The 26688-nt window shown below is 56.3% G+C and carries 24 protein-coding genes and 3 pseudogenes; 10 read left to right on the top strand and 17 right to left on the bottom strand.

The features are described 5' to 3' along the window. Positions 1-109: 109 nt before the first annotated feature. The 3 genes from OK411_RS19100 to OK411_RS19090 form a co-directional block, all read right to left on the bottom strand. Positions 110-1504, bottom strand: coding sequence for an undecaprenyl-phosphate glucose phosphotransferase (locus OK411_RS19100; protein WP_016775452.1), 1395 nt, complete (start codon positions 1502-1504; stop codon positions 110-112). A 391-nt stretch (positions 1505-1895) separates the two neighbouring features. Next, complete coding sequence (locus OK411_RS19095) at positions 1896-2555, bottom strand: winged helix-turn-helix domain-containing protein (RefSeq protein ID WP_041477289.1); 660 nt, start codon at positions 2553-2555, stop codon at positions 1896-1898. 277 nt (positions 2556-2832) lie between these two features. After that, positions 2833-3573, bottom strand: a complete 741-nt coding sequence (locus tag OK411_RS19090) for a winged helix-turn-helix domain-containing protein (protein ID WP_264365534.1) — start codon at positions 3571-3573, stop codon at positions 2833-2835. 571 nt (positions 3574-4144) lie between these two features. On the opposite strand from OK411_RS19090, the gene OK411_RS19085 reads away from it, so the two are divergent. Then, on the top strand, positions 4145-4978 hold the full coding sequence (locus OK411_RS19085; RefSeq protein ID WP_016775449.1) for an undecaprenyl-diphosphate phosphatase: 834 nt from the start codon (positions 4145-4147) through the stop codon (positions 4976-4978). Here OK411_RS19085 and OK411_RS19080 read toward each other — a convergent pair whose 3' ends face one another. From OK411_RS19080 to OK411_RS19065, 4 genes are all read right to left on the bottom strand, one after another. Then, positions 4979-5350, bottom strand: a complete 372-nt coding sequence (locus tag OK411_RS19080) for a DUF2388 domain-containing protein (protein ID WP_264365533.1) — start codon at positions 5348-5350, stop codon at positions 4979-4981. Positions 5351-5425: 75 nt separating this feature from the next. Continuing rightward, on the bottom strand, positions 5426-6436 hold the full coding sequence (gene dusA / locus OK411_RS19075; protein WP_129999660.1) for a tRNA dihydrouridine(20/20a) synthase DusA: 1011 nt from the start codon (positions 6434-6436) through the stop codon (positions 5426-5428). 433 nt (positions 6437-6869) lie between these two features. Next, positions 6870-7289: a hypothetical protein gene (locus tag OK411_RS19070; RefSeq protein WP_016775446.1), complete on the bottom strand. Its 420-nt coding sequence runs from the start codon at positions 7287-7289 to the stop codon at positions 6870-6872. Then, positions 7276-8448 carry a polymorphic toxin type 44 domain-containing protein gene (locus OK411_RS19065; RefSeq protein WP_264365532.1) on the bottom strand — a complete coding sequence of 391 codons (1173 nt, stop codon included), beginning with the start codon at positions 8446-8448 and terminating at the stop codon, positions 7276-7278. Before OK411_RS19065 ends, OK411_RS19070 begins: the two co-directional genes overlap by 14 nt. A 185-nt stretch (positions 8449-8633) precedes the next feature. Here OK411_RS19065 and OK411_RS19060 point away from each other — a divergent pair, with 185 nt between their 5' ends. After that, positions 8634-9644 (top strand): phage portal protein, encoded by a 1011-nt coding sequence (locus OK411_RS19060; protein WP_264365553.1) that lies wholly within the window; start codon positions 8634-8636, stop codon positions 9642-9644. Between the two features lie 97 nt (positions 9645-9741). Here the strand turns inward: OK411_RS19060 and OK411_RS27200 are convergent, their stop codons facing one another. Continuing rightward, complete coding sequence (locus OK411_RS27200) at positions 9742-10110, bottom strand: type II toxin-antitoxin system RnlB family antitoxin (protein WP_413694518.1); 369 nt, start codon at positions 10108-10110, stop codon at positions 9742-9744. Continuing rightward, positions 10107-11141 carry a type II toxin-antitoxin system RnlA family toxin gene (locus tag OK411_RS19055; RefSeq protein WP_264365531.1) on the bottom strand — a complete coding sequence of 345 codons (1035 nt, stop codon included), beginning with the start codon at positions 11139-11141 and terminating at the stop codon, positions 10107-10109. Before OK411_RS19055 ends, OK411_RS27200 begins: the two co-directional genes overlap by 4 nt. A 1262-nt stretch (positions 11142-12403) precedes the next feature. On the opposite strand from OK411_RS19055, the pseudogene OK411_RS19050 reads away from it, so the two are divergent. The 4 genes and pseudogenes from OK411_RS19050 to OK411_RS19040 all read left to right on the top strand — a co-directional run. Continuing rightward, positions 12404-12540 (top strand): annotated as a pseudogene (locus tag OK411_RS19050) (Lrp/AsnC family transcriptional regulator); the annotation flags it as partial. A gap of 420 nt (positions 12541-12960) precedes the next feature. Then, positions 12961-14037: pseudogene (locus tag OK411_RS27195) on the top strand (methyl-accepting chemotaxis protein); the annotation flags it as partial. Continuing rightward, on the top strand, positions 14023-14895 hold the full coding sequence (locus OK411_RS27190) for a methyl-accepting chemotaxis protein (RefSeq protein ID WP_370695147.1): 873 nt from the start codon (positions 14023-14025) through the stop codon (positions 14893-14895). The pseudogene OK411_RS27195 and the gene OK411_RS27190, both read left to right, overlap by 15 nt. Positions 14896-15034: 139 nt before the next feature. After that, on the top strand, positions 15035-15844 hold the full coding sequence (locus OK411_RS19040) for an EAL domain-containing protein (RefSeq protein WP_071173021.1): 810 nt from the start codon (positions 15035-15037) through the stop codon (positions 15842-15844). Between the two features lie 58 nt (positions 15845-15902). Here OK411_RS19040 and OK411_RS19035 read toward each other — a convergent pair. From OK411_RS19035 to OK411_RS19005, 7 genes and pseudogenes are all read right to left on the bottom strand, one after another. After that, positions 15903-16058: pseudogene (locus tag OK411_RS19035) on the bottom strand (DUF6691 family protein); the annotation flags it as partial. Between the two features lie 102 nt (positions 16059-16160). Further along, entirely contained in the window at positions 16161-16946 is a 786-nt protein-coding gene (locus tag OK411_RS19030; RefSeq protein ID WP_217878565.1) for a transporter substrate-binding domain-containing protein, read from the bottom strand. A gap of 58 nt (positions 16947-17004) precedes the next feature. Beyond that, positions 17005-17874, bottom strand: coding sequence for a copper homeostasis membrane protein CopD (copD, locus tag OK411_RS19025; RefSeq protein WP_264365530.1), 870 nt, complete (start codon positions 17872-17874; stop codon positions 17005-17007). Positions 17875-17877: 3 nt separating this feature from the next. Continuing rightward, positions 17878-18252 (bottom strand): copper homeostasis periplasmic binding protein CopC, encoded by a 375-nt coding sequence (gene copC / locus OK411_RS19020; protein WP_137214691.1) that lies wholly within the window; start codon positions 18250-18252, stop codon positions 17878-17880. Between the two features lie 31 nt (positions 18253-18283). After that, positions 18284-19153 (bottom strand): copper resistance protein B, encoded by an 870-nt coding sequence (locus OK411_RS19015; protein ID WP_051600759.1) that lies wholly within the window; start codon positions 19151-19153, stop codon positions 18284-18286. An 11-nt stretch (positions 19154-19164) separates the two neighbouring features. Further along, on the bottom strand, positions 19165-20862 hold the full coding sequence (locus tag OK411_RS19010; protein ID WP_136493809.1) for a copper resistance system multicopper oxidase: 1698 nt from the start codon (positions 20860-20862) through the stop codon (positions 19165-19167). Between the two features lie 102 nt (positions 20863-20964). Continuing rightward, a complete protein-coding gene (locus OK411_RS19005; RefSeq protein WP_071173016.1) occupies positions 20965-21435 on the bottom strand; it encodes a hypothetical protein in 471 nt (156 codons plus the stop codon). A gap of 164 nt (positions 21436-21599) precedes the next feature. On the opposite strand from OK411_RS19005, the gene OK411_RS19000 reads away from it, so the two are divergent. Beyond that, positions 21600-22268, top strand: a complete 669-nt coding sequence (locus OK411_RS19000) for a ribonuclease T2 (protein WP_264365529.1) — start codon at positions 21600-21602, stop codon at positions 22266-22268. 177 nt (positions 22269-22445) lie between these two features. On the opposite strand, the gene OK411_RS18995 is transcribed toward OK411_RS19000, so the two are convergent. Continuing rightward, positions 22446-23303, bottom strand: a complete 858-nt coding sequence (locus tag OK411_RS18995; protein ID WP_264365528.1) for a LysR substrate-binding domain-containing protein — start codon at positions 23301-23303, stop codon at positions 22446-22448. A gap of 109 nt (positions 23304-23412) precedes the next feature. Here OK411_RS18995 and OK411_RS18990 point away from each other — a divergent pair, with 109 nt between their 5' ends. The 3 genes from OK411_RS18990 to OK411_RS18980 all read left to right on the top strand — a co-directional run bounded on the left by OK411_RS18990 (position 23413) and on the right by OK411_RS18980 (position 26648). Beyond that, positions 23413-24120, top strand: coding sequence for a haloacid dehalogenase type II (locus OK411_RS18990; protein WP_264365527.1), 708 nt, complete (start codon positions 23413-23415; stop codon positions 24118-24120). Positions 24121-24131: 11 nt separating this feature from the next. Next, positions 24132-24905 (top strand): aldolase, encoded by a 774-nt coding sequence (locus OK411_RS18985; protein WP_125918365.1) that lies wholly within the window; start codon positions 24132-24134, stop codon positions 24903-24905. Positions 24906-25079: 174 nt separating this feature from the next. Then, positions 25080-26648 (top strand): sensor domain-containing diguanylate cyclase, encoded by a 1569-nt coding sequence (locus OK411_RS18980; RefSeq protein WP_264365526.1) that lies wholly within the window; start codon positions 25080-25082, stop codon positions 26646-26648. Positions 26649-26688 lie beyond the last annotated feature (40 nt).

The following is a 26688-nucleotide window of genomic DNA, read 5'->3' as shown; positions in this document are numbered from 1 at the left end:
CGAGCAGGCTCGCTCCTACCGGGGGCGCACCTGTTGTCGACACTGATTACCCAAATCCCGCCCACAAAAAAGGGGACTTTCGTCCCCTTGTGATCTGCAGCGCTAAGCCTCAGTAAATATCCTTCGACAACAACGTAAACGGCGTCTTCACGAGGATCTTCAGATCCAGCCACAACGACCAGCTGTTGATGTACTGCAGGTCGATCTCGACACGCTTTTGCATCTTGTCGATGGTGTCGGTCTCACCGCGGCAGCCACTGATCTGTGCCAGGCCAGTGATCCCCGGTTTGATTCGGTGACGGGCCATGTAAGCGAGGATCTTGCCCGAGTAGTAATTGTTGTGCGCCACCGCATGCGGCCGTGGACCTACCAGCGCCATATGCCCCTGCAACACGTTGAACAGTTGCGGCAACTCATCCAGGGAAGTGCGGCGGATAAAACGCCCTACTGCGGTGATGCGCGAGTCATTACGGCTGGCCTGTTTCACTTCACGGTCATCGTGAACACGCATCGAGCGAAATTTCCAGACCTTGATCACCTTGCCGTTCCAGCCATGGCGGTCCTGCTTGAAAAACACCGGGCCGGGCGAATTGATTTTCACCGCCAGAGCGATGATCAACAGCAGCGGACTGAGCGCGATGATCGCCAGGAATGCCACGGTTTTCTCAACCAGACTCTTGCTCAGGGCAGCGGTGGGGCGGCTGGTCAGCGGGCTTTCGTTCAAGTAGATCGCCGGCAAGCCGTCCACGACTTTCACCGAGTGGTTGAGCAGGGTCAGGCTGTTCAAGTCCGGCACCCACACCACATCGACGTTGGCCCCGAGCAAATCGACATACATCGCTTCGATTTTCGCGGCTTCGCACAGCGGCAGTGTGATGTACAAACGGCGGATGTCGTGGGCTTCGATCAGCTCGAGCAACTCGTCCTGAGCGCCAACGACACGCGGTGCGTCGGAAGCGAGGACCGGTTTGTCACCGTTGCTGACCAGACCGATCAGCGGCAGGTTTTCCAGTTGGCTGAGCTTTTTCGCCAGGCCCAACGCCAATTCGCCAGTACCGACGATCAACGTTCGGTGTTCGCTTTTACGCGAACGCTGGTAGTACTTGGAAAATGCATGCAGCGGCGCGTAGAGGAACGCCTGACCGAGGAAGCCATACACCGCCCAGCTGAGAATCACCTGACGGGAAAACAGCTCATCGGCCTGGCAGACAAACGCGATGCACGCCAGCGCGGCCATGGTCATCGACCAGCCCATGAACAAGCGGCCGAGGCCGGTCAGGTAGTTGTCGCGTTTGCGATAAACGCCGCTGAATGTGTAAGCCGGCACCGAAGCCAGGACGGCGAGGGTGGCGCACATTCGGTAGTAGAACGCGACGGTGCCGGTGTGCTGTTCAGCGAGAATGAACAGCAGCGTCACAACGAAAGCCTGTGCCAGCGCCCATTGGCCCCAAAAGGTCAGTCCCTTGAGGCCCGTGCTTCGATTAATACTGAGAGAAAGATCCATACGATATCCCCAAAAGACGTCCATTCAGGTTTCAACAGTTGAAAGCCGAGTTGTTATGCAGACTTATTGTTTTTGTTTTAGCGAGTGTCTTGAGGTAACAACATCGAGAGCCGAACTGTCGTCAGCCAATAGACTAAGTTATTGTCGGGAATGGTGTCTGACGAGTTCTAACAAGATGGCACAATGCCAACTTTTTAATAATTAAATAGATGGCTGTTAGAAAAGGTCGTAGAGAGGGGGATGAAAAAGCGAGGGTGTATTTGTTACTGTTGATGGGTGGAGGCAGGGAAGCTTTAATCGAATCAGGGAGGGTGAACCCAAACAGAGTGCTCTTCTTATTGTTGTAGTCGCACTTTATATCTGTTTGTCTTGGTTTGTGTGTCGCTTGTGATTAAGCAACGACTTCCTGGATCAGGCAATATCCGCGATTTCTTACGGCTCGGAACAATCGCTCGCCATTACTCGCACTCTTGAACTTGTCCTGCAATCGGCTCAGGCACATTTCCAGGCCACGGTATTGCTCGGGTTCCCGACCAATGCTGATGATCAGGTCATCACGACTGACCACGCGCTCTTCATGGCTCAGCATTTTCCTGACCAGAGCGGTTTCCAGGCCAGTCAGGCTGATCGCAACATTGTCCTTGAGCAACACGCCTTGTTCATCGTCGAGATGCCAGGTATCGCTGCAAGGCTCAGTGCTCTCGCTGACATTGGAGATATGAGCGCGTTCTGCACTGCGGGTCGGGAAGCTTTGAAACGGATTGTCTGTTTGCGCGGCTCGCCATTCATTTTCAAGAGTGGCCAGTATGCGTTGAGTATCATGTTCGATACTGCGCGCAACATTCTTTCGGCTGAGGCTTGGGTAACTGAACTCCATGACCATCGGGGCGGAAGAGGGCGAAGCAACACCTTCAACAAACATTTGTGCCTGCGACGTGCCAAACGAATTGAAACGCTCACTGGACAAGATACTTTCCAGTTCACGTTGCGACGTTGTGCTGTGCGTCACAACAACAAAATATTTTCTGGGGAGGGTTGTACTCGTTTCCATGTCTCTCTCCTAAATACACACCAAAATTGGCTAAAAGATAAATCGGCAGGCGAGCAATGACTTCCTCGGAAGTAATCGTAGGCAGGGTTCTGGCCGAAAATGGCCATCGATAAATTCCACTCGATCTGCTGCTATGTTATGGAGTTTTATTGTTATGTGGCGTGATGCCGTGCTCATTCAAGTGCTTGAGTTTTAATAAGTATGAGGCGCAATTGAAACGATATGGCTGCATCAGACGATCCTTCGTACGTATGCAAAAGGGAAGACTGCCCGAGACTCAGGCAGTCGATATCAGGCCCCGCATCAGGCGATAGCCGTAGCCGCGGATGCTCTGAATCGCGTTTGTACCATACATTTCCTTGATTTTTCCACGCAAGCGACTGATTGATTTTTCCAGTGCCCGAGGGTCGTAGAAATTGGTGTTGAGGCCCATGATGCTGGCGATTTCATCATGACTCAGAATGTGATTGCCGGTGTGCGCAAAGGCCTCGAGGATCTTCATTTCGGCGAAAGAGATATCCAGTTTGCGCCGATTGTCCATCAGGCAGATCCGCGTCGGATCAAGCGTGAGATTGATATCTCGTTGCCAGTCTTCGCTGTTGAAGAACTCCGCCAGCAAGTCTTCGCTGTCATCGCTCAATGTGTTGAGCTTGATACAGGCATCCGCCCCGGCGAGGAAATATTTGATTTTGTTGACGGCACCGCGGCCGGTAACGACAGCGCAAATAAGTGGCTTCAAGTTGTCATCGCGCAGGGTCTGCACCAGGGCCAGATTTTCTTCGATGGCTTGTGGACTATCGATGATGACGAAAATGGCACGATAGGAACCTATGTAGCCGTGCTGTTTATATGAACTAGTGAAAGCACCTGTTTCCAGGGTCATATCGGGCTGCACGTGCTTTGCGATCAGCGATCTGAAATGATCAGCCACACCCAGTGTACGACCCAGCGCAAGTACACCGGATTCATCATTTGTCGGGCGCGGACTTCTCGTCGCCAAGTTCCCTGAGAGCATCATGCGTTGACTCGAATTAGGTGCTGACATCGGGATGTTAAAGCACCGGTTCTCATCTGTGACTGACAATTGGTAACATTTGCGCGGATTTTAGACGTGTCTCCCGAGATTTCTAACAATAACTAAGCTTTTCAAGCTTTTAGTTGATTTTCTCGGGGTTGTGAACTAGCGCTTAGATGATGGCTATATGCAATGGTGCCACTATTTTGAGCTTGTGGCGATGGCTTTGTCTATGTCCTTTTGCCACTGATTGGCCATGTCAACAATGTGTGAGTTTGATCACACTTCATATCTGAACTGAAATATTTGTTGTAATAGATGTAAATTTTTTCCGTTTAGTTCGTCGGCCGACGATTACTAACATGACTTGAGTGTGGCAGTCCGTTAGACCTATTCTTCGAAATCAAAAGATCGCAGCCTTCGGCAGCTCCTACATGGAAATGCATTCCAAATGTAGGAGCTGCCGAAGGCTGCGATCTTTGGATCTTCATATGCGCCAATTGTGTAACTCAGATACTCAACCCCTGAGTGTTATTGACTGGTCGCTCACCCTGAGTGCTCTGACGGAGGATTAATGGATTTCTGGACCCTTTTCCAGGTGTTGATATTAGGCGCGGTAGAAGGCTTGACCGAGTTCTTGCCCATTTCAAGTACCGGCCACCAGATTATTGTCGCCGACCTGCTCGAGTTTGGCGGCGAACGCGCGATGGCGTTCAACATCATTATTCAACTGGGGGCCATTCTTGCTGTGGTCTGGGAATTTCGTCCGAAGATCTTCGAAATCGTCAAAGGCCTGCCCACCGAGCGCAACGCGCAACGTTTCACCCTTAATCTGCTGATCGCGTTTTTCCCGGCCGTTATCCTCGGCGTGTTATTCGCCGACGCGATTCATGAATACCTGTTCAACCCAATCACCGTTGCGGTGGCCCTGGTTGTTGGCGGCATCGTCATGTTGTGGGCCGAACAGCGCAGCCATGTAGTCAGCGTCGAACATGTCGACGACATGCGCTGGTCCCACGCGTTGAAGGTCGGTTTCGTACAATGTCTTGCGATGATTCCCGGCACCTCGCGTTCCGGCTCGACCATCATCGGCGGGCTGCTCTTCGGCCTATCGCGCAAAGCCGCCACCGAGTTCTCGTTCTTCCTCGCCATGCCGACCATGGTTGGCGCCGCCGTTTATTCCGGCTACAAATACCGCGACCTGTTCCAACCCAACGACCTGCCAGTCTTCGCCCTCGGCTTCGTCACCGCGTTCATCTTCGCCATGATCGCCGTACGCGGCTTGCTCAAGTTTATTGCCAACCACAGCTATGCCGCGTTCGCGTGGTACCGGATCGGTTTTGGATTGTTGATTCTGGCGACGTGGCTGTTTGGTTGGGTCAACTGGACCGCCGCAGCGGCCGCCTGATCACTGCGCGCTGATCAACGCCGCCACGGCGAGATCGTTTAACGTCGAATCCGACGACTCCTGACGAAAGCGCTGCAAGGCCGAGATGAAATACGCGGCTTGCAGCATGCCGTCGCTGGCCAGATAGAGTCGCGCGTCTTCTTGCTCCTCGGCAGAGTAAACACGCTTGTGACTGTCGGTCGTTTCCTGGCTAGACGAAATAGGTGCGAGGATTAAAGACACCAAAGTGAAGCCGGAAAGCTGCGTCACCTCCCACGGCGTATCGGTACGGCCCATGCAAAAGCCATCGCAGTGCGCATAAACGTCGGAAGTGAAGCTGAACAAGGCGAGGAGGGTGAAACGCTTGAAACCTGAAAAAGTAAACGCGGGCATAAACAAAAGACATCCTGTCAGTACATCAAAATACCGGGCAACGCTCATGCGCCGCCCGCACACTCAAACCATCAATCAACGCCCTTCAAGCAACTCAGCCGCCTGATCCAGCAACGCCAGCGGATCCTTGGCCTTGTGAATATCCACCGACAACAACTGACGAAACTTGCGCGCCCCGGGGAACCCTGTGCCCAGGCCCAGCACATGCCGAGTGATGTGATGCATCGCACCACCGGCCAGCAAATGCTCGGCGATATAAGGCCGCAACTGCGCCAACGCCTCAGCCCGACTGATCACCGGAGCGGTACTGCCGAACAGTTGCTGATCGACCTCCGCTAGCAGATAAGGATTGTGATAAGCCTCACGCCCCAACATCACGCCATCGAACGTCTGCAGATGCTCATGGCAGGCCTCCATGGTCTTGATCCCGCCGTTCAGCACAATCTCCAGCTCCGGAAAATCCGCCTTCAACTGCGCCGCCACGTCATAGCGCAACGGCGGAATGTCGCGATTCTCCTTCGGCGACAACCCCTCGAGGATCGCAATCCGCGCATGCACGGTAAAACTCGTGCATCCGGCATCCCGAACAGTGCCGACGAAATCGCACAGCTCGGCATAACTGTCGCGCCCGTTAATGCCGATCCGGTGCTTCACCGTCACCGGAATCGACACCGCATCACGCATCGCCTTCACACAATCGGCCACCAACTGCGGATGCCCCATCAGGCACGCGCCGATCATGTTGTTTTGCACACGATCACTCGGGCAGCCGACGTTCAGGTTCACCTCGTCGTAGCCATGTTCCTGCGCCATGCGCGCGCAGGCGGCGAGATCGAGCGGAACACTACCCCCGAGCTGCAACGCGAGCGGGTGCTCGGCTTCGTTGTGACGCAGGAAACGTTCGTGATCGCCGTTGAGCAGAGCGCCGGTGGTGACCATTTCGGTGTAGAGCAGGGCGTTCTTCGATAGGAGACGTAGGAAGAAACGGCAATGGCGGTCCGTCCAATCCATCATGGGTGCCACACTGAAGCGCCGGGACGGCTCAGGCGTTGGTTTTACTGGGCTAAAGCTCTGATTCTGGACCATTTTACTCAACGTGTTTTCGGCGTGCTTTTGGGCGTTTTCAAGGGTTTTCGGGATCTGATGGGTACGATGTACCCATTCGAACTCAATGCGTACCACTTTCGGTTATGGCAGTTGTCGGGACTCGAAAACTGGCGAATGTGAGCTGTGCGTTACACCGCGCAGCACCACATCAGGCGGAATGGAGTGCAAGTCTACCAAGAGAGCGAGATTTGCGCCCCGGAAACGAACTACACGAGCGCGGATCAGAGCTGGATGAGCGGGCGCTCAAGCGGGCGATAACGCAGGATTCGAGTGCATCTATGGCTGCACTTACGTCCAGTCTTGGTTGCGCTGGAAAGACTGAATGACATTCTCGGAGTAGATTGGGCGCTGCCGCCCCATCTATGACGATCGATGTGGCCTACTTGCTGTTCCATGAGAGCTCACGGCTAACTCATGGTCGGAAAGGGTCAGGTTCGCCAGTGCATTGTTTTATTCGAGCAATAACGTCCGGGCCGGTTTTAGCAATATCGATCCTGCCTGTTGCATCCAGATAAATATCAATGGTTCGGCCCCATTTGGGGCTGATGTCGATGCACCTCTGAAAACCTTTATCAGTCCACCAATCAAACATCATGAAAAAATCGTCATCAGGAAATAGGTAGCCGAACTCGACGGCTGCGCCACCATGCTTGATATCGCCTCTATGAATCCTGTCCTGGGTGTTCCAAACGTAGTGAAATTCTCCCTCACTGTTCGGGGAAAAATTGACCGCTACGACGGGGGAGCCGAGGTACCAGACAGCGATTGGAAGAGCAATGAGCGCCAGAAGGATCCAGCGCCCATACCGGCGTCTGGTTTTATTTGCATTCATGTAGTTTGATTCCTTTTCCCCATTCTTTAGAGGGCACTGCAAGCACCTGATCCATGATCATTTTGGCGGTAATGCCCGCATTGGGATGTTGGCGATAGAGCTTCACGCCGATACTGATGGATATTCGGTCGGGCGCATCGTCCCACGCTCTCAAACCGTCGACATTGCCTGAACGGTTTGGGCCGGGTAGCTCCCACTGTTCTTTTGGTTTCGTTACGACCTCCTGGGCTTTTCGTAAAGCGTCAGAAACGATCTGCTCGCCACCTGCACCATCCAGTAATGCACTTTCGGATAGGCCGCCAGCCCTGCCCACATAGCCGTAATGAATGTTCGACCAAATATCGTAGAAGTAATCGTACTCTCCCTGCTTGTGCCAAACGCCCCCGATAGTCCTGCGGATGATCGGTTTGTGGTCCCATGGGCGATTCTGGCCAACCCGCTCAGTCCAGATAGCCAGAGCCTTTGCCTTCATTCCCAGCGCCAAGCTATAGAAGTCTGGCTTGGGACCGAGCTGAAGGTAAAAGGGCAGTGCCATGTATTCCTTGGTTTTTGCATGTGCGTCGTAGCTGTTCAGTTCCTTCATCTGGCGAACGGCTGGGCTATTTATGTTGGTGTTCATCTCGGCCGCGATGTAAGTCGCCAGTTGCTCCATCATGTCCGGGTCTTTACAGGCAGCGGGTGCGGCTTTTGGCTCGGGTTTCTCTTCGGTTTTTTTATCAGGCTGCTTTGCGGCGGACTTTGGCTCAACCAGAGCATTTGCTGCTTTGGCTTTTTCAGTGAGTTTCGGGTCGGCCAGCAACGTTGCCATCTTCTCATCGTCCAGGGATCCGTCGGGGCGGAAGGCTCCGAGCGCCATGAAATTGATGATCGTTGCACCGCCTGCGTCCCCCATCACGAAGCCGCCACCGACGTCACCTGATCCGGTTATGACTGTGCCGCCGTGACTGGTCGGACTGCCCAAGTGGGCCATTGGGCGACCGTTGACCTGAATAGATGGGAAGCCTGTTGTAATCACCGCTCCGCAACCACACGTATCACCGACTCGAGCAGAGCCCATGAAATTGATGTTTACGTCACCGCTGGCGGAGGCGATCGGGGTAGTGCCGTGACCTGGTAATGGGCAGACGTGTTTGTCGCCTAATCGTGCAGAGGAAATCATTCAATATCATCCTTGTTTCCATCGTCCATTGACTTACGCCAGGACTGGCCTGGGTGCTGAAAGGTTACCGGAAAATGGCGAAAGGGTCTCCGAGGAGAGGTGGGACTGGATTGAGGTAACCAACCGCTTGAGGGGCAGACCACTGCCAACACCGGGCGTATGGAGATTTACTGATGAATGAACAAATGGCCAACCAGACGTTGCCAGCGACCACACCCGCCACCGGCGCCGGGACGCAGGTGTTTTCCTTCGGCGAGCCGACGCCGGTGCTGGGTGGTCGTGAGGTTTTCGACTATCTGGAGTGCTGGTTCAACGGGCGGTGGTATGAGCCGCCGCTGTCGCTGGACGGGCTGGCCCGGTCGGTTGGGGCGAGCGTGCATCTGCATTCCGGGTTGATGTTCAAGCGCAACCTGTTGAGCAAGACGTTTATCCCGCATCCGCTGTTGTCGCGGGCTTCGTTTGAGCAGTTTGCGTTGGACTTCCTTTGCCTGGGCAATGGTTATCTGGAAGGCCGGCGTTCGAGGTTGGGTGGAGTTCGGAAGCTGGAGACGCCGTTGGCCAAGTACATGCGCGCGGGGCCGGACGGCCAGTTTTACCAGGTACGTGGATGGAAGGATGAGCATGCGTTTGAGCCGGATAGCATTTTTCATTTGCGCGAGGCGGATCTGCATCAGGAGATTTATGGACTGCCGGAGTGGATCAGCGCGTTGCAGTCGGCGCTACTGAACGAATCGGCGACGTTGTTTCGGCGCAAATATTACGAGAACGGAAGTCATGCCGGGTTCATCTTGTACATGACAGATGCGGCGCAGACCGAGGCGGACATTGACGCGTTGCGCAAGGCTCTGAAGGAATCGAAGGGGCCAGGCAATTTCCGCAATTTGTTCGTCTACTCGCCGACAGGCAAGAAGGATGGGATTCAACTGATCCCCGTCAGCGAGGTGGCGGCGAAGGACGAATTTAACTCGATCAAGAATCAGACGCGGGATGATGTGCTGGCGAGTCTGCGCATTCCGCCGCAGTTGATGGGCATCGTCCCTCACAATGCTGGGGGGTTCGGATCAATACGTGAAGCCGCGCAGATTTATGCGTGCAACGAGTTGGAACCCATCCAAGCACGTATGTGCCAATTGAATGAGCTGGTCGGAGATGAAATCATAGCTTTCAAAAAATATGAAAGTATTTTGGGAGAGTGAAGTAGGTATTCGGAACTGAGTGAGCTTGCAGGGGCGTATATTGACGAAGCCTACAGTCAGTGGGCTTTTGATGTACCGTTTTCGAGTTTGGAATATTTTAGAAAGGTGTGCCGATTCTAAGTGCGTACTTCATTGCGTTACTCAAAAGTGAGTCATCCAAGTGATTAGTGTTTTTGCTTAGAGTTAAGGTGCAGTACTCAGAAAACGAAGAGTAATTGTCGTCTGCATTTTTAAGAGTTTTTAAGGCTATATGCTGCCCGTCGAAGTCGGCTATAAAAAATCTATTTGTCCTCGATCCGTTCGCGAGTAACATGTCGAAAAGAATTTTTCCTTTTATTTTGCTCTTGCATAACGTTCGTTCGATTTTTTTTAATTCATCAAACGGGTTTTGCGGGCAGATTGCAAATACAACTGCCCTCACGTCTGGGGTTGGGGTCTCGGCGAATGTGCAAAGATAGTTGTTCATGCTTTCTCGCGAAGTAAGGTTTTTGATGACTCTTCAATAAGCTCGAATACATGATTTACGATATCTCGTGCTTCCTGAGCATTCAATCGACGTGTGGTCTGCGTGTCGACATTATCCATGTGAAAAAGCCTATGCCGTTGATGTGACCAGTAAGCATAGCATTGGTTCAGAATTTTCGCTTTTACGGTACCGACGTGGCTGGCATGGTCTTTTCGCAGCGCTGCGTGATCAAAGTATTCTCCAAACCCATCTTTGGCTTTTATAGTGTAGCCCACTTCTTTTAGCACGCATTTTATAAAGCCTTCTAGTCCGCGTAGAGCAGGAAAGGCGATATAAGAATGGTCTTCAATTTCCACGTCAACTTTGGTAAGTGTGAGCGAGGAGGACATCTGAATTCTGACCGCTTCGTTTATATAGGAGCACGCGGCTGGTATTTTTTCCGAAAGCTCATCTTTTACTTGTTTAACAGTTAGCGAAATGGAGAAAATTTCTATTTGGCTTTGAAGCACATCATCAAGAGCCAAAATGTTGCTCAAATAGTCCGACAGTTTCGTCGAAAGATCTAAGCGCTTGCCCTGAAATTGGACGGTTTTATTTGTATGTATTTTTATTGTTAGAGTGTCTTTTTCAGGGCCGCGTAAACGAATTCTTCTGCCGGTTGCATCTGTCACGTCCTCTTCAATTATCGCGCCTCCATTCTCAAGAAATCCAATTATTTCATCCGCTCTATCGGAGAGGTTGGATTTTGAGTAATTAAATGGGGTGTCATCTGCAGCACATTCGTTAGCTATTTTGTCAGCGAAGTGCTTGAAGGTGTCTTTGCAATAACCAGTGCATTCGCCAATGGTATATGCACCATTGCCAAGTATGAAAAGACTGAATTTGTGGGTCTTTTCATTGAATGAGTACTCGTAAATGTGTGGACTTTCCTTGGCTTTATCAATACCAACTACAGTTGCTCCATTTCGCGCTAAGCAGTCTGGAATATGTTTGGCTTGTAAAGCGATTTTCTTATAAGGATTTTTTGGCATCGAAGCTATCCATGAGCGAGTCCACCGGCCTAACGGATCTAGAGCCGTCCAGCAAAGCGTCCGACTATATACGAAGTGGCCTTTTGATTTCATTCCTGTTCACTGGCCTCTCATCTGATTTTCTCGGATTAGTGATCCTCTCCTTGGCGCGCGCTGTCGTCCCCCCACCTCGCCTGCGGGCTAAATGGGTCTTTTTTTCCGCAGTCCTGCACCCGGCCAAGCGCCCCCACAGCCGGGCGCTGTAGTAGTGGCGTCGAAGGTTAAAAAGCCTGCGGATCCCTGCGAAGGGTGGGTGTCTGACAGGACGGACCTGGCGAAGCGGAAGGCAGGTCGACGAAATCTTTCTATGCGGGTTTTTTCAGGAACGCCATCGGAAAAAAGTAATGTGGTAATTCGAATATCGGGGCACCGGCGAAAGCCCCGTATTCATTGGCTTTGCTGGCTTACTTCGAAAAGTAATTTTGAGTAATGAAAAAGGTAATGTGGCTGTAAGTGGTTGATTTATGAGAGATTCATAAAAACAGATATTACTTCTAAAGGTAATTACCTTACTTCTACATTACTCAAAAATTACTTCATGCCGATCCTTTGCCGTCCAGTAAAATCAAGGCTCTCAGCCCGATTGATCGTTAGGCTTACCAAAATTACCTTTTTCCGATGCCTTACCCGAAAAAGGGCATCACCTATAAGGCGGGTCAGCCGATGGCCGCGCAGCTCACTTACGCAGATGATGAACAAACGCTCTCACGCAGGTCTTTTCCGCCCGTACGGAGACGTTTGTAGGAAGTGCTGGGGATTGGTGCGACAGGCATGCTTGCGATTGATGCGGGAGGAACGCTGCTCGCTCCGCCAGGGCAGTAAACGGCAGACGGTTGGTACGAAATTGGTACGAGGTTTATTTGATTGCGCTGAAAGCCACGTGTTTGCAGGCCTGTAGAATTAGCCGTGCCAATCCATCATGGGGGCCACACTGAAGCGTCGGGACGGCTCAGGCATGGAGTTTACCGGGCTGAAGCTCTGATTCTGGACCATTTTACTCAACGTGTTTTCGGCGTGCTTTTGGGCGTTTTCAAGGGTTTTCGAGATCTGGTTGGTACGATGTACCCATTCGAAGCCAATGCGTACCACTTTCGGTTATGGCAGCTGTCAGGACATGAAAACTGGCGATGGCAGCTATGCGCTACATCGCATCCGGCGGAATGGAGTGCAAGTCTACCAAGACAGCCACATTTTCGCCCCGGAAACGGACTACGCGATCTGGATTGCTGGCCGAGGATCTTGATAGCTCCAGCAACTTTATCGAGCAGGTGCTCCGGCGTCAGATGGGGATTGTCTCTATTGAGTCCCGTGCTTGCGCGAGGCCACGACTGGTAGGCGTATTGCCATTCCCACCTGGTAAAGGATTGAGTCGCCAAGCATTTGAATGCGCATTTTCAGCCCCCGTTTCACGGCAGTAGCGATGTGCCACAAATCATGATGGCAATGCGTCATCACGCCGCGCAAAAAGTTCAACGATTATACAAAAATATAAAGTTGTACAAGTTTTCGCAAAATTAATAGCATCCCTCCAGACACCTTTGCTGAAACGATAAATCCAGCCTGCATATGCTCTGTTGCGACGTGATGGATTTGTCTGCCGGTGCTCGCGTCGGGTCTCTTTTCGACGCTTCAACAGCATCGGCATTTGCATTTCCGGGACAGCTGGAGCGTCCCGTATTCCGCCCTGGATGACGACCCCCGAATGTCTGGACGGTGACTGTGGTTACCGGAGATCAATTTTTATGCCTGGCGGTTCGCGTCAGGACGTTTGAGGCTGAATATGGCAGTAGCATCGAATTTCCTCGGTGACATCAAAGTTTCCCGCAAGCTGGGAACCGGCTTCGGCATTCTTCTGCTGGCCGTTTTGGCGGTTGCCTTCATTGGCTATAACAGCAACAGCGTGCTGGTTGATCGCTTGAGTACGACGCGTCTGATCGGCACGTTGAATGACGCTACGCAAAATATGCGTCTGTCCGAGAAACAGTACGAAGCCGCCGCTGACGCAGCGTTCGCCGAGTCCTATAACGCGCAGTTGAATGTCTTGCAGGGCCTTGTGGGCAAGGCGCTGGACACCTTGACCCGCGCTGAAAACCAGCAAGCCCTGAAGGCGTTGCAAACCACGATTGTTGCCTACGACCAGAAGGTCAAACGGCTGATCGCTGCCGACCAGTCGACCACGGATGCGTTGAAACCGCTGACGGCGCTGTCGGACAAGTACGCGCAAACTTTTGCCGGCATGCTTGAAGGCACCACGACCAGTGCACTGGCGTCTGCCGATGGTGAACGCGTTCGGGAGCTGCGTACGGTGGCCGACTTGCGCAATGGCATGACCACGTTTCGCCTGATGTTGCGTCGTTACATTGCGGTGCCCAACGACGTGAACAAAAAACTGCTGATGGAAACCATCGATACCTTCTTGAGTGATATCAGCAAGGCGCGCACCAGCCTGCCGACGGCGCTGTCGAGCCAACTGGAAGAAGCCCACGCCGGCATGCGGCGTTATCGCGAAGTACTGGTGGAAGTGGCCGGGCTGTTTGAGCAGAAGCAGAACATGCGCGAGCAGGTCGACCAGGAAAGCAAGGCGATGGACAAGATCATGAGTGGCCTGATGGACACCCAGCAGCGCCTTGCACATGAGGATCAGCATTCGGCTTTTATTCAGATGGCGGTATTGACTGCGCTGGCGCTGGTGATCGGGCTGTTGGCTTCGGTGGTCATCTCGCGCCAGATTACTGCGCCGCTGGCGCTGACGGTTGATCTGGCGCGACGGATTGCCAAAGGCGACCTGACGGTCCAGGCCAGGTCTGCGCGCAAAGATGAGTTGGGCGATCTGCAAAATGCGATGCAGGAGATGGCGCAGAACCTGAACACGCTGGTGCAAGGTATCGGCAATGGCGTCACGCAGATTTCCACCTCTGCGGAAAAGCTCTCGGCTATGAGCGAGCAGACCAGCGCAGGTGTACGTCAGCAAAAAAGTGAAGTGGATCAAGTTGCCACGGCGATGCACGAAATGGCTTCGACGGTGCAGGAAGTTGCGCGTAACACCACCGATGCCTCCGCTGCCGCGACCCTCGCCGATCAGCAGGCGCGCCACGGCAGCACGGTGGTCAAGCAGGCGACGGTGCAGATCAGCGAACTTGCCATGGCCATTGAGGAGTTGGGCGGTGCGATGAACGTGCTGACTCAGGACAGCGAGCAGATCGGCAAAGTCATCGATGTGATCAAAGCCGTCGCCGAGCAGACCAATCTGCTCGCGTTGAACGCCGCTATTGAGGCCGCGCGGGCGGGTGAGCAGGGTCGTGGTTTTGCTGTGGTGGCAGACGAAGTGCGCTCGCTGGCACAGCGCACGCAGGACTCGACCAAGGAAATCGAAGCGCTGATCGTCACTCTGCAACAAGGCACGCAAGCGGCCGCGACGCTGATGACCTCAAGCCGCGAACGCACCCTCGATACGGTGGTACTGGCGCAGAAGGCCGAATTGGCGATTACCGAGATCAATCAGTCCATCGGTACGATTCAGGAAATGAGTCTGCAGATCTCGGCCGCCGCCGAGCAGCAAAGTGCCGTGGCCGACGAAATCAACCGCAGCATTGTCAGTGTGCGTGATGTGGCTGACCAGTCGGCTGTCGCCAGCGAAGAAAGTGCGGCGGCGACGATTGAGTTGGCGTCACTGGGGCAGGACCTGCAGCGAATGACCGCGCATTTCCGCACCTGACCATTTAACGTCGAGCACGCGGCGCCTTTGCATATTCAGGCGCCGCAGGGCTGCAGTTGTTGCCTGGTTTGCAGATGACGCAATCCTGCAACTGATCATTTATCACCATGGAAGGTTACAACCCGTTATCAGGGGTGTCATGACCGACTTTCCAAAATCATTCGCGTCTCCCGGTGGCTGCCAGGGCTGTAGAAACAAAGGTGTGCCAGAGATGGATTTCGCCTTCGCTTTCCAGCCCATTGTGGACCTGCGCGATCAAACGACGTTTGCCCATGAAGCGTTGGTTCGCGGCGTGAACGGCGAAGGCGCCTTGTCTGTCCTCGAGCAGGTGGACGATCAGAACCGTTACCGATTCGATCAACTGTGTCGAGTGCGGGCAATTTCCACCGCGGCTGACTTAGGCATGACGCAGTACCTGTCGATCAACTTTCTGCCGAATGCCGTTTACCGGCCGGAGATGTGTATTCGCAGCACATTGGAAGCGGCGCGCACATACGGCTTTCCGCTGGAGCGGCTGATCTTCGAAGCCGTGGAAGGCGAGCACGTTGAAAGCAACAAACACTTGATGAATATCTTGCGTGAGTATCGTGAGTTTGGTTTCAAGACGGCCATCGACGACTTTGGCGCAGGCTATTCCGGCCTTAACTTGTTGGCGGATTTTCAACCGGACCTGATCAAGCTGGATATGGCGCTGATCCGCAATATTCACCGTGACCGCGTACGCCAGACCATCGTGCGCAACGTGGTCAACATGTGCAGAGAGTTGGGCGTGGAAGTGATCGCCGAGGGCATAGAAAATGCCGAGGAAAGAGACTTTCTCGCCGATTGCGGCATTTATCTGATGCAGGGCTACTGGTTTGCCAGGCCCTCGTTCAAATCGTTGGCGCAGATCTCGACGAGTGCGTGGCTGGGGAGATCATCCAATCCGCGCTCTTATGCAAAACATTGACCGCCACCGACACTGACTGCCGTCGGTGCCATGCGCCTGAATGCCGGTTGTTCTGCGGTCACGGGTTGCGTCGGGTTTCCAGCAGCGTAAATAAACCCATGCCTGCGAGCATCGCCAATACGAAAACCATTGCCTGCCAGTGGCCCGTCAACAGGATGGTCACTGCCGGGCCAGGGCAGATGCCGGCTATCCCCCAACCGACGCCGAACAGCAGGCCGGCCAGGAATGCATTCAGTTTGAGCACGTTCAGATTCCCGACACCGCGTGCATTGAGCGAACCGTTCCCTAAACGCGCGCGGTGGCCGGGTTCAGTGGCTTATTGCGGCACCGCAATCCACTCACCCAACGTCTGCTGATACTTGCCAGTGACCTTGCTCAAGTGCAGCCACTGATCGACATACAGTTTCCAACTCATGTCATCGCGCGGCAGCAAGTAAGCCTTCTCCCCGTACTGCATGTACTTATGCGGATTCACAGCGCACAACCCCGGTTTGAGTTTCTGCTGATACAGCGCTTCCGAGGCGTCGGTGATCATCACGTCGGCTTTGTTGTCGAGCAGTTGCTGGAAGATCGTCACGTTGTCGTGCAAGGCCAGTTGCGCCTTGGGCAGGAAGGCGTGGACGAAGGCTTCGTTGGTGCCGCCGGCAGGTTCCACCAGGCGCACGTTGGCCTGGTTGATCTGGTCGATGGTCTGGTATTTGGACTGGTCGGCGCAGCGCACCAGCGGGATCTTGCCGTCAGTGTCGAGGGTGTTGCTGAAGTAGGCTTTTTTCTGCCGTTCCAGTGTGACCGAGATGCCGCCCATGCCGATGTCGCATTTGCCGGCCTGCATGTCGGGCATCAGGGTTTTCCAAGTGGTCTGCACCCATTGCACCTTGACGCCGAGGCTGTCGGCCAGAGAGCGGGCCATGCTGATGTCGATGCCTTCGAAGTCGCCGTCGCTGCGCTTGAAGGTGTAGGGCTTGTAGTCGCCGGTAGTGCAGACGCGCAACTGGCCTTGTTGCTGAATGCTGTCGAGGTGGGACGTGGCGGGGTCGGCGTGAGCGCCAGTCGCCAGGGTCAGCAGGCCGCCGAGGATCATCGTGCTTTTTAGTGTTGTCATTGAGATCGGGCTTCTGAAAGGGAAGGTGGCCCAGTGTAGTGAAAGCCTTCCACGGGTGTCATCCCGGGTCCGGACTCAATGTGCCCAGCCACGCCACCAGCGCCACGATCAGCAGGGCAAGGGCCAACTCCATTACGACACTGCGCCGCAGCGCGTTCGCGGCGATGAGGTGCTGGCCGTCGCGCAGCGATTGTTGCAGTGACGGTCCAAGATGAAAGCGGTTCAACGCAGCGAGCACCAGCATCACGGCAAACGCCAGCACCTTGATCGCCAGCAGCTGCCCGTAGGTACCGAACAGCACTCCGTCGAGCCTTGGGCCGACGATGAAAAGATAATTCATCACGCCGGTGACCGACACCGTCAGCACGATCACCGCGCCCACCCATTCGAAGCGTTTCACTGCACCGGCGAGCAGGCGAAGGCGTGTGTCACCGATCCGCCCGCTCGCCATCAACACCAGCGCCAGCAAGGCACCCAACCACGCTCCCGCCGCAAGCAGGTGCAAGATGTCGCTGAGAAAGTGCCAGAACCGCAGCCATCCTTCGTCCATCGCGCCATGCCCGCTCCACGCCAGCGAAGCGAGGGCAATGGCGCCTGCCAACGACGCTGGCCAAAGACCCGGTCGGATCACCACGATGGCCAACGCTGTCATCCGCAGCACCCACGCCAGGCCGACGTCCGTGTCCAGCAGCATCATCTGCAGGTGTGGCCACAATGCCGCGAGCTGTGTTTCGCCACTCATGGCGCGGGTCATCAGCACCAGCCCGGCCACTGACAGCAATGCCCCTGTCACTGCCATGCCGCGCAACAACGGACGGAACCGCAGCAGCGCGTTGAAGCTGTACAAGCCAAACAACGCCAGCCCGAACAACAGCAGCAAATCCACATACAAGGCGAACCGCAGGATGATGTTGAGCAGGTCCGCCATTGTTCACTTCACTTTGAACGTGACGTTACCGGTGATCGGGTGCGTGTCGGCGGACACCGCGCGCCACTGCACCTGATAGGTGCCGGCAGGCAGCGGGGCGAGCGGGGTGATCAGCATGGTTTTCGGATCGCTGCTGGCGCTGACCTTGGCTTTCATCGGCATCGGCGAGTGAGCCATGCCGCCCATTTCGGTCATTACCAGTTTGGCCCCGGAGAATTGCGTGACCAGATTCTCGGAAAAGTGCAGCTCGATCCTGTTCGGCGCGGCACCTTCCGCGCCTTCGGCCGGCGTTGACGAAAGCAGTTTCGGGTGGGCCTGGGCGAGGGTGCTCAGGAGCAATCCGCTGGCGAATATCAGGGGCAGGGTCAATGTGCGCATGCAAGGTCTCCGATTTGTTTTTTAGAAGAATTCAGAACCACAGCCTGACCCCGAGGACCAGGCGCGCCTCACTGCGATCCTCGTCTTCTTCGCGGGCGTAGTCGGCGGTGTTGCCGTAAGTGCGATTCCACGTCACGCCGATGTAAGGCGCGAATTCGCGGCGGATTTCATAGCGCAACCGCAAGCCCGCCTCGGTATTGGACAACCCTGAGCCGATGCCTCGCTGCGGATCGTTTTTGCCGTAGATATTCAGTTCAGCGGTCGGCTGCAGGATCAGTCGATTGGTCAGCAGGATGTCGTAGTCGCCCTCCAGACGTACCGCGCTCTGGCCGCCCTCGCCGAGGAAAGCCGTGGCTTCGGCCTCGAAGTTGTACAGCGCCATGCCTTGCACGCCGAACGCGGCCCAGGTTTGCGGTGCGCCGGGTTTGAAGTCCTGACGCACGCCGCTGACCACGTCCCACCATGGTGAAATCGCGTGGCCCCATAGCGCTTGAATTTCCGCGTCTTCAGTCTTGCCGTTGTTGCGCTCGCCTTCAGAGCGCAGCCACAGCCGATCGGTATCCCCGCCGATCCAGCCGGACAGATCCCAAGCCAAAGCGCTGCCGTCATCGGCGTTCTGCCATTCGAGTTTGTCGGCAAGAAAGTAGCTGTTTATGACGCTGTCATGCACCTGATGACCGCCGGGGCTGGTGAACACCGCAGCGCGGTCGGCGTCGGTCACGGGCGGAATCGGCGTGCGGCTTTCGCTGGGCGCGGCGGGCTGCATCATGCCGTCGTCCATGCTTTGCATTGCCGAATGATCCATCCCGGGCATCTGGCTGTGGTCCATGCCGTGCATGGCGTCGGCAGCCATGGCAGAGGTGCCGGCGAGCAGCAGCGAAAACACGCTGAGTCGAGTCATGATCGGCCTCTTCATTCTTCCACCCGCACTTCGCGGAACATGCCCGTTTCCATGTGATAAAGCAGATGACAGTGATAGGCCCAGCGGCCGAGGGCGTCGGCGGTGACGCGATAGCTGCGGCGGCTGCCGGGCGGCATGTCGATGGTGTGTTTGCGCACCTGAAAGTTGCCGTTTTCGTCTTCCAGATCGCTCCACATCCCGTGCAGGTGGATCGGGTGGGTCATCATGGTGTCGTTGACCAGCACCAGGCGGATGCGCTCGCCGTATTTCAGCCGTAGAGGCTCGGCATCGGAGAATTTGATGCCGTTGAACGACCAGGCGAATTTCTCCATGTGGCCGGTCAGGTGCAGCTCTATCGTGCGGCTCGGATCGCGGCCGTCCGGGTCCTCGAAGGTGCTGCGCAGGTCGGCGTAGGTCAGCACTCGGCGGCCGTTGTTGCGCAGGCCGAGGCCTGGGTCGTCGAGCTTTGGCGCGGTGATCATGGCCTGCATGTCCACCAGCGGATTATTGTTTTCACTGTCGGGATGGGCTTGCATCGGGCCCATGGTGGAGTGATCCATGGCGCTCATGTCCATGCTGCCGTGATCCATGCCGCCCATGCCCATGTCGTCCATGCTCACCAACGGACGCGGATCCAGCGCCGGCACTGCTGCCGACATGCCGGCGCGTGTGGCGAGAGTGCCACGGGCGTAACCGCTGCGATCCATCGCCTGAGCGAAGAGGGTGTAGGCCTCGGTTTCAGGTTCAACGATCACGTCATAGGTCTCGGCCACTGCGATGCGCAGTTCATCGACGCTGACCGGTTTGACGTGCAGGCCATCGGCAGCCACCACCGTCATTTTCAATCCCGGAATACGCACATCGAAATAGGTCATGGCCGAGCCGTTGATCAGGCGCAGGCGCAGTTTTTCGCCGGGACGGAACAGCCAGGTGAAGTTGCTATCGGGGGCCTGGCCGTTGATCAAGAAGGTGTACGTGGCGCCACTGACGTCGGCGATGTCGGTGGGGTTCATGTTCATTTGCGCCCACATCGTGCGATCGGCAACCGTGGCGCCCCAGCCTTTCTCACCGACATCGTTGATAAAGTCGCCGACGGTGCGTTTGTGGAAGTTGTAGTAGTCGGACTGTTTTTTCAGCGTCTTCATCAGTCTGGCCGGGTCTTCGTCGGTCCAATCGCTGAGCATCACCACGTAGTCGCGATCGTACTGGAACGGTTCCGGCTCCTTGGCCTCAATGACCAGCGGCCCGTAGACGCCGGCCTGCTCCTGTAACCCGGAATGGCTGTGATACCAGTAGGTGCCGTGTTGCCGAACCTTGAATTGGTAGACGTACACGCCGCCCGGTTCAATGCCGTGGAAGCTCAGGCCCGGCACGCCGTCCATGTTCGCCGGCAGCAGAATGCCGTGCCAGTGAATCGAGGTGTCTGCCGCGAGCCGGTTACGCACGCGCAGCGTCACGGTATCGCCTTCGCGCCAGCGCAACAGCGGGCCGGGCAGGCTGCCGTTGATGGTCATCGCTGTGCGTGCCGAACCCGTGAAATTGACCGGAGTTTCGCCGATGAACAACTCGAATTCGTTGCCGCTCAGTTCGTTGACGGGCGCGGCGCCGTTCAGCGCCCAGACCGGTGTCCGCCAGAGCCCGAGGCCACCGAGCAAGCTACCGGCGGCCAGGCCTTTGACAAAAGTGCGTCTTGTGAGAATGGAAGGCATGCGCTGGAAATCCCCGTCTGGCTCATGACAGAGAGACTAGCCAGCCCCGGCTTTCAGTTGGCTGAGGCAAACATTACAGTTTTGTCAGTTAACCCGGGCGGCTTACAGGCTTAACCCTTGCTGCACCACCTGCAGCAGATTGTTTTCCGTCAGCGCGATCGCATCCAGCTCCTGGCCGGTCTCGATAGTCTGCAACCACCAATGGCTTTCGCCATGCTCGTCAACCGTGCGCAGCAACGACTGATCGCGCCCCGGCACCTTGATCTCGACACGTCCGCAACCGTCCTCGGTGAACCGCGCAATCGGATCGAAAATCAGACTGTGATTGTTCGCTTCGATCACCAACTGGTCGATGGCGTAGTCGTGGCTTTCGCCGTCCGGCGAACTTTCGCAAACGTGCGTAGGATTGCGCCGAATCTTCAGTCCTACTTCGGTGACTGGCTGTAGCCAGGCTTCGATGCGGTGGTACAAGTCGTACACCTGAGCAGGCCAGCAATCGATTTCCAGCGCCGCATCAGCCTGGGTATGCCGTGTCTGCTTGAGTCTGGCGGCGAGTTCGTCTGCTTTACTCATGTCGGTTCCCTTGTTGGATGTCTGCCTGTTCAGCGTAGACCTTCGCACGGCGCAGGGCCTTGCCTTGCGTCATGCGCTTGCAATACAAGCGTGTCGAAATCAGCACTGGCCAGGTCTGGCCAACAACGAAAACCACGGACGCAGGCGTCCCAAGGAACGGGTTAATGAAAAAGCTGTTTACAATTCTGGCGCTGATCGCGCTGACGGCCGGTAGCATCGGCATGAGTTCGGCGCGTCAGCCGGCGTCGAACAAAGCGCAGGCGAAATCGGTGGCGGGGGTGTTCGACTACTACCTGCTGGCGCTGTCCTGGTCCCCGACTTTTTGTCTGTCGCACAAGGACGACGCGCAGTGCACCGGCAAGGGTTATGGTTTTGTCCTGCACGGTTTGTGGCCGCAATACGCCAAAGGCGGCTGGCCAGAATCCTGCCCGCCGCTGACCAGGCTATCGGCGGCAGAAACCAGCAAGGGCCTGACGATGTACCCGACGAAAAAACTCCTCGATCACGAATGGTCCAAGCACGGTACCTGCAGCGGTCTTGGCGCGGTGGGCTATCTGGACAAGTCCGATCAGGCCCTCGGCGCGGTGAAGATTCCGCAGGCGTTACAGCCGTTCGGCTCGACGTCGTACTACTTCGAAGCGCAGGAGATTGTCGATCTGTTTCGCAAGGCCAATCCGGGTATTCCCGAAGACGGAATTGCGGTGGTTTGCAGCGGCCCGCAGCTGTCGGAAGTGCGGGTGTGCATGGACAAGGATTTGCAGTTCGGCGCGTGTGGCAAAGGGGTGAAGACGCAGTGCCGGGCGGGGGATATTCGGGTGCCGCCGGTACGGTGAACCATCCGTAATGAGCCAGGGAAAACAGGCGCTCCCGTGAGCGCCTGTTTTTTTGGCCTGAGGATTTGGAAATGTGAATATGAATACGAACCACGCTACTACTCAAACACCATGAACATCCCCACCGCCGACCTGCTCCGCGAAATCAACAAACCCGAATAAAGATCCTCGGGGGATTCAGGCATATCCCCCCGCATCCACCCCCAATTCCCCACGCAAAAACTCCACCAGCCCCCGCTGCAACCCGCTCAACACTCCCTCGCGGCTGACCAGCGCCAGTTCCGTCGGCGCCAACTCCGGCAGATCCGTACACACCTCATGCTCTGGCAATAGCGCCGAAACCGGCAACACCGAAACACCTAACCCAGACGCCACCGCCGCTTGGATCCCGGTCAGGCTGTGGCTGCCGAACGCCACTCGCCACGGTCGCTGCGCCACATCGAGCAAGCGAATCGCCCGCTGTCGGTACAGGCAGCCCTGCGGAAACAGTGCCAGCGGCAGCACACCGCTGGAGGTGTCGAAGTCGGTGCCTTTGACCCATACCAGTCGTTCCGGCCAGGTGGCCCATGCCGGGCCGCTGTCGGGTTCGCGTTTGATCAGGGCAATGTCGATGTCGCCGGCGTCGAGGCGTTGGCGCAGGTCGAGGCTCATGCCACTGATGGTTTCCAGGCGCGCCTGCGGATGGTTGCGGGTGAAACCGGCGAGGATCAGTGCCATGCGCCGGGCGTCGAAGTCTTCCGGCATGCCGATGCGCAGCACTTCCAGGTCGACGTCACTGGCCAGCGCTTGCGTGGCTTCGGCGGACAGCGCCAGTAACCGGCGCGCATAGTGGATCAGCAGTTCGCCGTGTTCGGTGACCGCGACGTTCACTCCGCTGCGGTCGCGCAGGAGTAGCGGGTGGCCGACCAGATCTTCGAGTTTGCGCACCTGCTGGCTGACCGTCGATTGCGTGCGGTGCACACGTTCGGCTGCGCGGGTGAAGCTGCCTTCGTCGACTACGCAGACAAAGGTTTTCAGCAATTCCAGATCCAGCATGGCGGCGTTCCTGATAGTTGATTTGCGAATGACGATCACGCATTTATTTAATTTCACACTATCACCGCACGCTCATAAGCTGAAGTCCTCACTCTGGAGGAATCGACCGATGACCTTGAACAACACGCCACGCCCGCACTGGCTGACCTTCGATTGCTACGGCACGCTGATTCAGTGGGATGAAGGACTGAAAGCCGTGGTCGAGAAAATGCTCAGCGACAAGGGCGAGCACGCAGTCGACGCCACTAAGTTGATCGAAGTCTACGACCGTCACGAGCATCGTCTGGAACAAACACCGCCGCACCGTTCCTTTCGCGAACTCAGCACCCTTGGCCTGCAACTGGCGCTGGAAGAATTGAGCTTGCCGAGCCAGCCCGAGGACAGTCAGCGTCTGGCGGCGGCCATCCCGAACATGCCGCCATTTGCCGAAGTGGTCGACACCCTCGCGCAGCTCAAAGCAATGGGATTCAAGCTGTGCATCGTCTCCAACACCGACGACGCGATCATTGCAGGCAACGTCGCGCAACTCGGCGGCCATATCGACCGGGTGATCACCGCGCAACAGGCCGGTGCCTACAAACCGGCGCCGCGCCTGTTCGACTACGCTCATGAGCAATTGGGCGTGACCCGGGATGAAGTGGTGCACATCTGCGCCAGCCCCATGCTCGATCACACGGCGGCGCGGGACATGGTTTTTCGTTGCGTGTGGATCGATCGCGGCACGGGTCGTCAGTTGTTGCCGGACTATCGCCCCGACGCGATCCTGTCCAGCCTCGATCAAGTGCTGCCGCTGTTCAAATCCCTCGGCTGGACCTAAGGAGAATTGCCATGGCTCATATCTTGAGCGGCACTGGCAAAGCCAGACCAAGCGCAACGCTGAACCTGGACACCGAGGCGATCATCACCGCCCGCAACGAACTCGCCGCGTGCTTTCAACTGGCCGCGCTGCATGGGCTGGAGGAGGGCATCTGCAATCATTTTTCGGCGATGCTGCCGGGGCATGATGATCTGTTTCTGGTCAATCCATACGGCTACGCTTTTTCGGAAGTGACCGCGCAAAATCTGCTGGTCTGTGACTTCGCCGGCAATGTGGTCGATGGCGATGGCGAGCCCGAAGCGACCGCGTTCTATATCCACGCGCGCCTGCACAAACAACTGCCACGGATAAAAGTCGCGTTCCATACGCACATGCCGCACGCCACCGCGTTGTGCCTGTTGCAAGGCCCGCCGCTGCTGTGGCTGGGGCAGACTGCGCTGAAGTTTTACGGACGCACAGCGGTGGACGAGGATTACAACGGCCTCGCACTTGACGCATCCGAAGGCGATCGCATCGCCAGCGTTATGGGCGACGCCGACATTCTCTTTCTGAAAAACCACGGTGTGATTGTCGCTGCGCCGACCATCGCCGAAGCCTGGGACGACCTGTATTACCTGGAACGCGCCGCGCAGGTGCAACTGCTGGCGATGGCCACTCAGCGCGAATTGAAACCGGTGCCTCATGCGATTGCGCAGCGCGCCTATGAACAAATGCGCGAAGGCGATGCGCAAAGTGCTCGCGCGCACCTGACCAGCGCGATGCGGCGGCTGGCCCTGCACAACTGATTAACCGTAAAGAAGCAATCGTAAATAAATCGACGAAAAGCGATCATCCAAACTCGCGACACGCCGATAACTGGGCGGGAGGCGGGCGTTTGCCCGGTACATCCCGGTGGGCTACGCTCACACATACAAGGGTTTCGGGCTCGCGCCCCTGTCGTACCTGCCCAGGAAATGCTTTTGCCAATCCCCATTCACGATCCGCATCAGGCCCCCGGCACGCTCAAACGGTTGCCGCTTCGCAAAGCGGCGGTGCTGTTTATCGTTGCGGTGAGCCTGTGCCTGTGCGGTCTGCTGTACCTGCAATTGGAGCAGTCGCGGCGTCAGGATCTGGCGGTGGCGAAAATGGCTTCGGGCAACCTGACCCGGGCCATGGCGCAGCAGGCCGAGGACACCGTGCGGGCGGCGGATCTGGTGATGACCAGCCTGGTCGACTGGATTCAGGACGATGGTTATGGAGCGGCGCAGCGACCTCGGTTGCAGCGGATTTTTGCCCGCCGCGCGCAGCAACTGGATCAGCTGCATGGCATCTTTCTCTTTGATCGCGAAGGGCAGTGGATCATCACCTCGTTTGCCGATCTGCCTCGTGGCAACGGTGTGGCCGATCGCGAATATTTCAAGTTCCATCAGCAGAATGCTTCGACGGTTGCGCACATCGGCCCAGCGATTCGCAGCCGCGAAAACGGCGAGTGGATCATTCCGATTTCCAGACGCGTCAACGACCAGCTCGGCAACTTTCAGGGCGTGCTGATGGCGGGCATCCGCATGTCCTACTTCGATCAGTTCTTCAAAAGCTTCAGCCTCGATGACAGCGGCATCATGTTTCTGGCGCTGACCGACGGCACCTTGCTGGCGCGACGGCCCTTTGATGAGTCGTTGATCAATACCTCGGTGGCCCACGGCGAGATCTATCAAACCTTGCTGCCGAACGCTAACGCTGGCACCGCGATGCTCAACTCCGTGGTCGACGGCGTGACCCGCTTGTATGGCTATCGACAGCTCGCCGCGTATCCGCTGGTGGTCTCTGCTGCGACGTCGCAAGACACGATTCTGCAGGGCTGGTATGACCGCGCATTTCAGTCCAGCGTGATTGTCGCGCTGGTGATTCTCGGGGTTGGCCTGTTCGGCTGGGTGTTCATTCATCAAGTGCGCGACGGCGAGCGTATCGAGAAAAATCTGCGCAAGGCGCAACGGGCGCTGGAGCAGATCGCCACCCACGACAGCCTCACCGGATTGGCCAATCGGCGCTTGTTCGAGCGCTCGCTGGACATCGAGTTTGCTCGTGGTGCGCGCCAGGTCAGCCCGGTCAGCCTGATCATGCTCGATATCGATTTCTTCAAGCGTTACAACGATGCTTACGGCCATGTCGCCGGCGATCAATGCCTGGCGCAGGTGGCGCAAGTGGTGAAGGCCTGCTGCCAGCGCAAGTCGGATCTGGCGGTGCGTTATGGCGGCGAAGAATTTGCCGTGCTGTTGCCAGACACGGACATCAACGGCGCGCTGGCGATAGCCGGGCAGATTCGCCGTAGCGTGATCGACAAGCACATCATCCACAGTGGGTCGCCGACCGGTTATCTCACCGTGAGCCTGGGCTGTTATGCGTTTATTCCGCATGGCAACGACAGCCCGCAAGTGTTTATCCAGCGCGCGGACGCGGCGTTGTATCAGGCGAAAAACGCCGGACGCAATCGCGCGGCGGTGTTTACAGCTGAAGAGGGTTTTGCCGAGCTGATGCGTTCGGATCGCTGATTCTTTCAATCAACAGAAATCAGAAGTGGGAGCGAGCCTG

The organism is Pseudomonas sp. RG1, assembly GCF_025910115.1.
GTDB classification, from domain to species: Bacteria; Pseudomonadota; Gammaproteobacteria; order Pseudomonadales; family Pseudomonadaceae; genus Aquipseudomonas; species Aquipseudomonas atacamensis.
Note: the sequence above shows the minus strand (reverse complement) of the source record. Positions and strands in the feature narration are given on the sequence as shown.

Coding starts and splice junctions, on each gene's coding strand:
- OK411_RS19100 (WP_016775452.1), bottom strand. CDS start 1,504: ATGGATCTTTCTCTCAGTATTAATCGAAGCACGGGCCTCAAGGGACTG.
- OK411_RS19095 (WP_041477289.1), bottom strand. CDS start 2,555: ATGGAAACGAGTACAACCCTCCCCAGAAAATATTTTGTTGTTGTGACG.
- OK411_RS19090 (WP_264365534.1), bottom strand. CDS start 3,573: ATGATGCTCTCAGGGAACTTGGCGACGAGAAGTCCGCGCCCGACAAAT.
- OK411_RS19085 (WP_016775449.1), top strand. CDS start 4,145: ATGGATTTCTGGACCCTTTTCCAGGTGTTGATATTAGGCGCGGTAGAA.
- OK411_RS19080 (WP_264365533.1), bottom strand. CDS start 5,350: ATGCCCGCGTTTACTTTTTCAGGTTTCAAGCGTTTCACCCTCCTCGCC.
- dusA (WP_129999660.1), bottom strand. CDS start 6,436: ATGGTCCAGAATCAGAGCTTTAGCCCAGTAAAACCAACGCCTGAGCCG.
- OK411_RS19070 (WP_016775446.1), bottom strand. CDS start 7,289: ATGAATGCAAATAAAACCAGACGCCGGTATGGGCGCTGGATCCTTCTG.
- OK411_RS19065 (WP_264365532.1), bottom strand. CDS start 8,448: ATGATTTCCTCTGCACGATTAGGCGACAAACACGTCTGCCCATTACCA.
- OK411_RS19060 (WP_264365553.1), top strand. CDS start 8,634: ATGGCCAACCAGACGTTGCCAGCGACCACACCCGCCACCGGCGCCGGG.
- OK411_RS27200 (WP_413694518.1), bottom strand. CDS start 10,110: ATGAACAACTATCTTTGCACATTCGCCGAGACCCCAACCCCAGACGTG.
- OK411_RS19055 (WP_264365531.1), bottom strand. CDS start 11,141: ATGCCAAAAAATCCTTATAAGAAAATCGCTTTACAAGCCAAACATATT.
- OK411_RS27190 (WP_370695147.1), top strand. CDS start 14,023: ATGCAGGAGATGGCGCAGAACCTGAACACGCTGGTGCAAGGTATCGGC.
- OK411_RS19040 (WP_071173021.1), top strand. CDS start 15,035: ATGACCGACTTTCCAAAATCATTCGCGTCTCCCGGTGGCTGCCAGGGC.
- OK411_RS19030 (WP_217878565.1), bottom strand. CDS start 16,946: ATGACAACACTAAAAAGCACGATGATCCTCGGCGGCCTGCTGACCCTG.
- copD (WP_264365530.1), bottom strand. CDS start 17,874: ATGGCGGACCTGCTCAACATCATCCTGCGGTTCGCCTTGTATGTGGAT.
- copC (WP_137214691.1), bottom strand. CDS start 18,252: ATGCGCACATTGACCCTGCCCCTGATATTCGCCAGCGGATTGCTCCTG.
- OK411_RS19015 (WP_051600759.1), bottom strand. CDS start 19,153: ATGACTCGACTCAGCGTGTTTTCGCTGCTGCTCGCCGGCACCTCTGCC.
- OK411_RS19010 (WP_136493809.1), bottom strand. CDS start 20,862: ATGCCTTCCATTCTCACAAGACGCACTTTTGTCAAAGGCCTGGCCGCC.
- OK411_RS19005 (WP_071173016.1), bottom strand. CDS start 21,435: ATGAGTAAAGCAGACGAACTCGCCGCCAGACTCAAGCAGACACGGCAT.
- OK411_RS19000 (WP_264365529.1), top strand. CDS start 21,600: ATGAAAAAGCTGTTTACAATTCTGGCGCTGATCGCGCTGACGGCCGGT.
- OK411_RS18995 (WP_264365528.1), bottom strand. CDS start 23,303: ATGCTGGATCTGGAATTGCTGAAAACCTTTGTCTGCGTAGTCGACGAA.
- OK411_RS18990 (WP_264365527.1), top strand. CDS start 23,413: ATGACCTTGAACAACACGCCACGCCCGCACTGGCTGACCTTCGATTGC.
- OK411_RS18985 (WP_125918365.1), top strand. CDS start 24,132: ATGGCTCATATCTTGAGCGGCACTGGCAAAGCCAGACCAAGCGCAACG.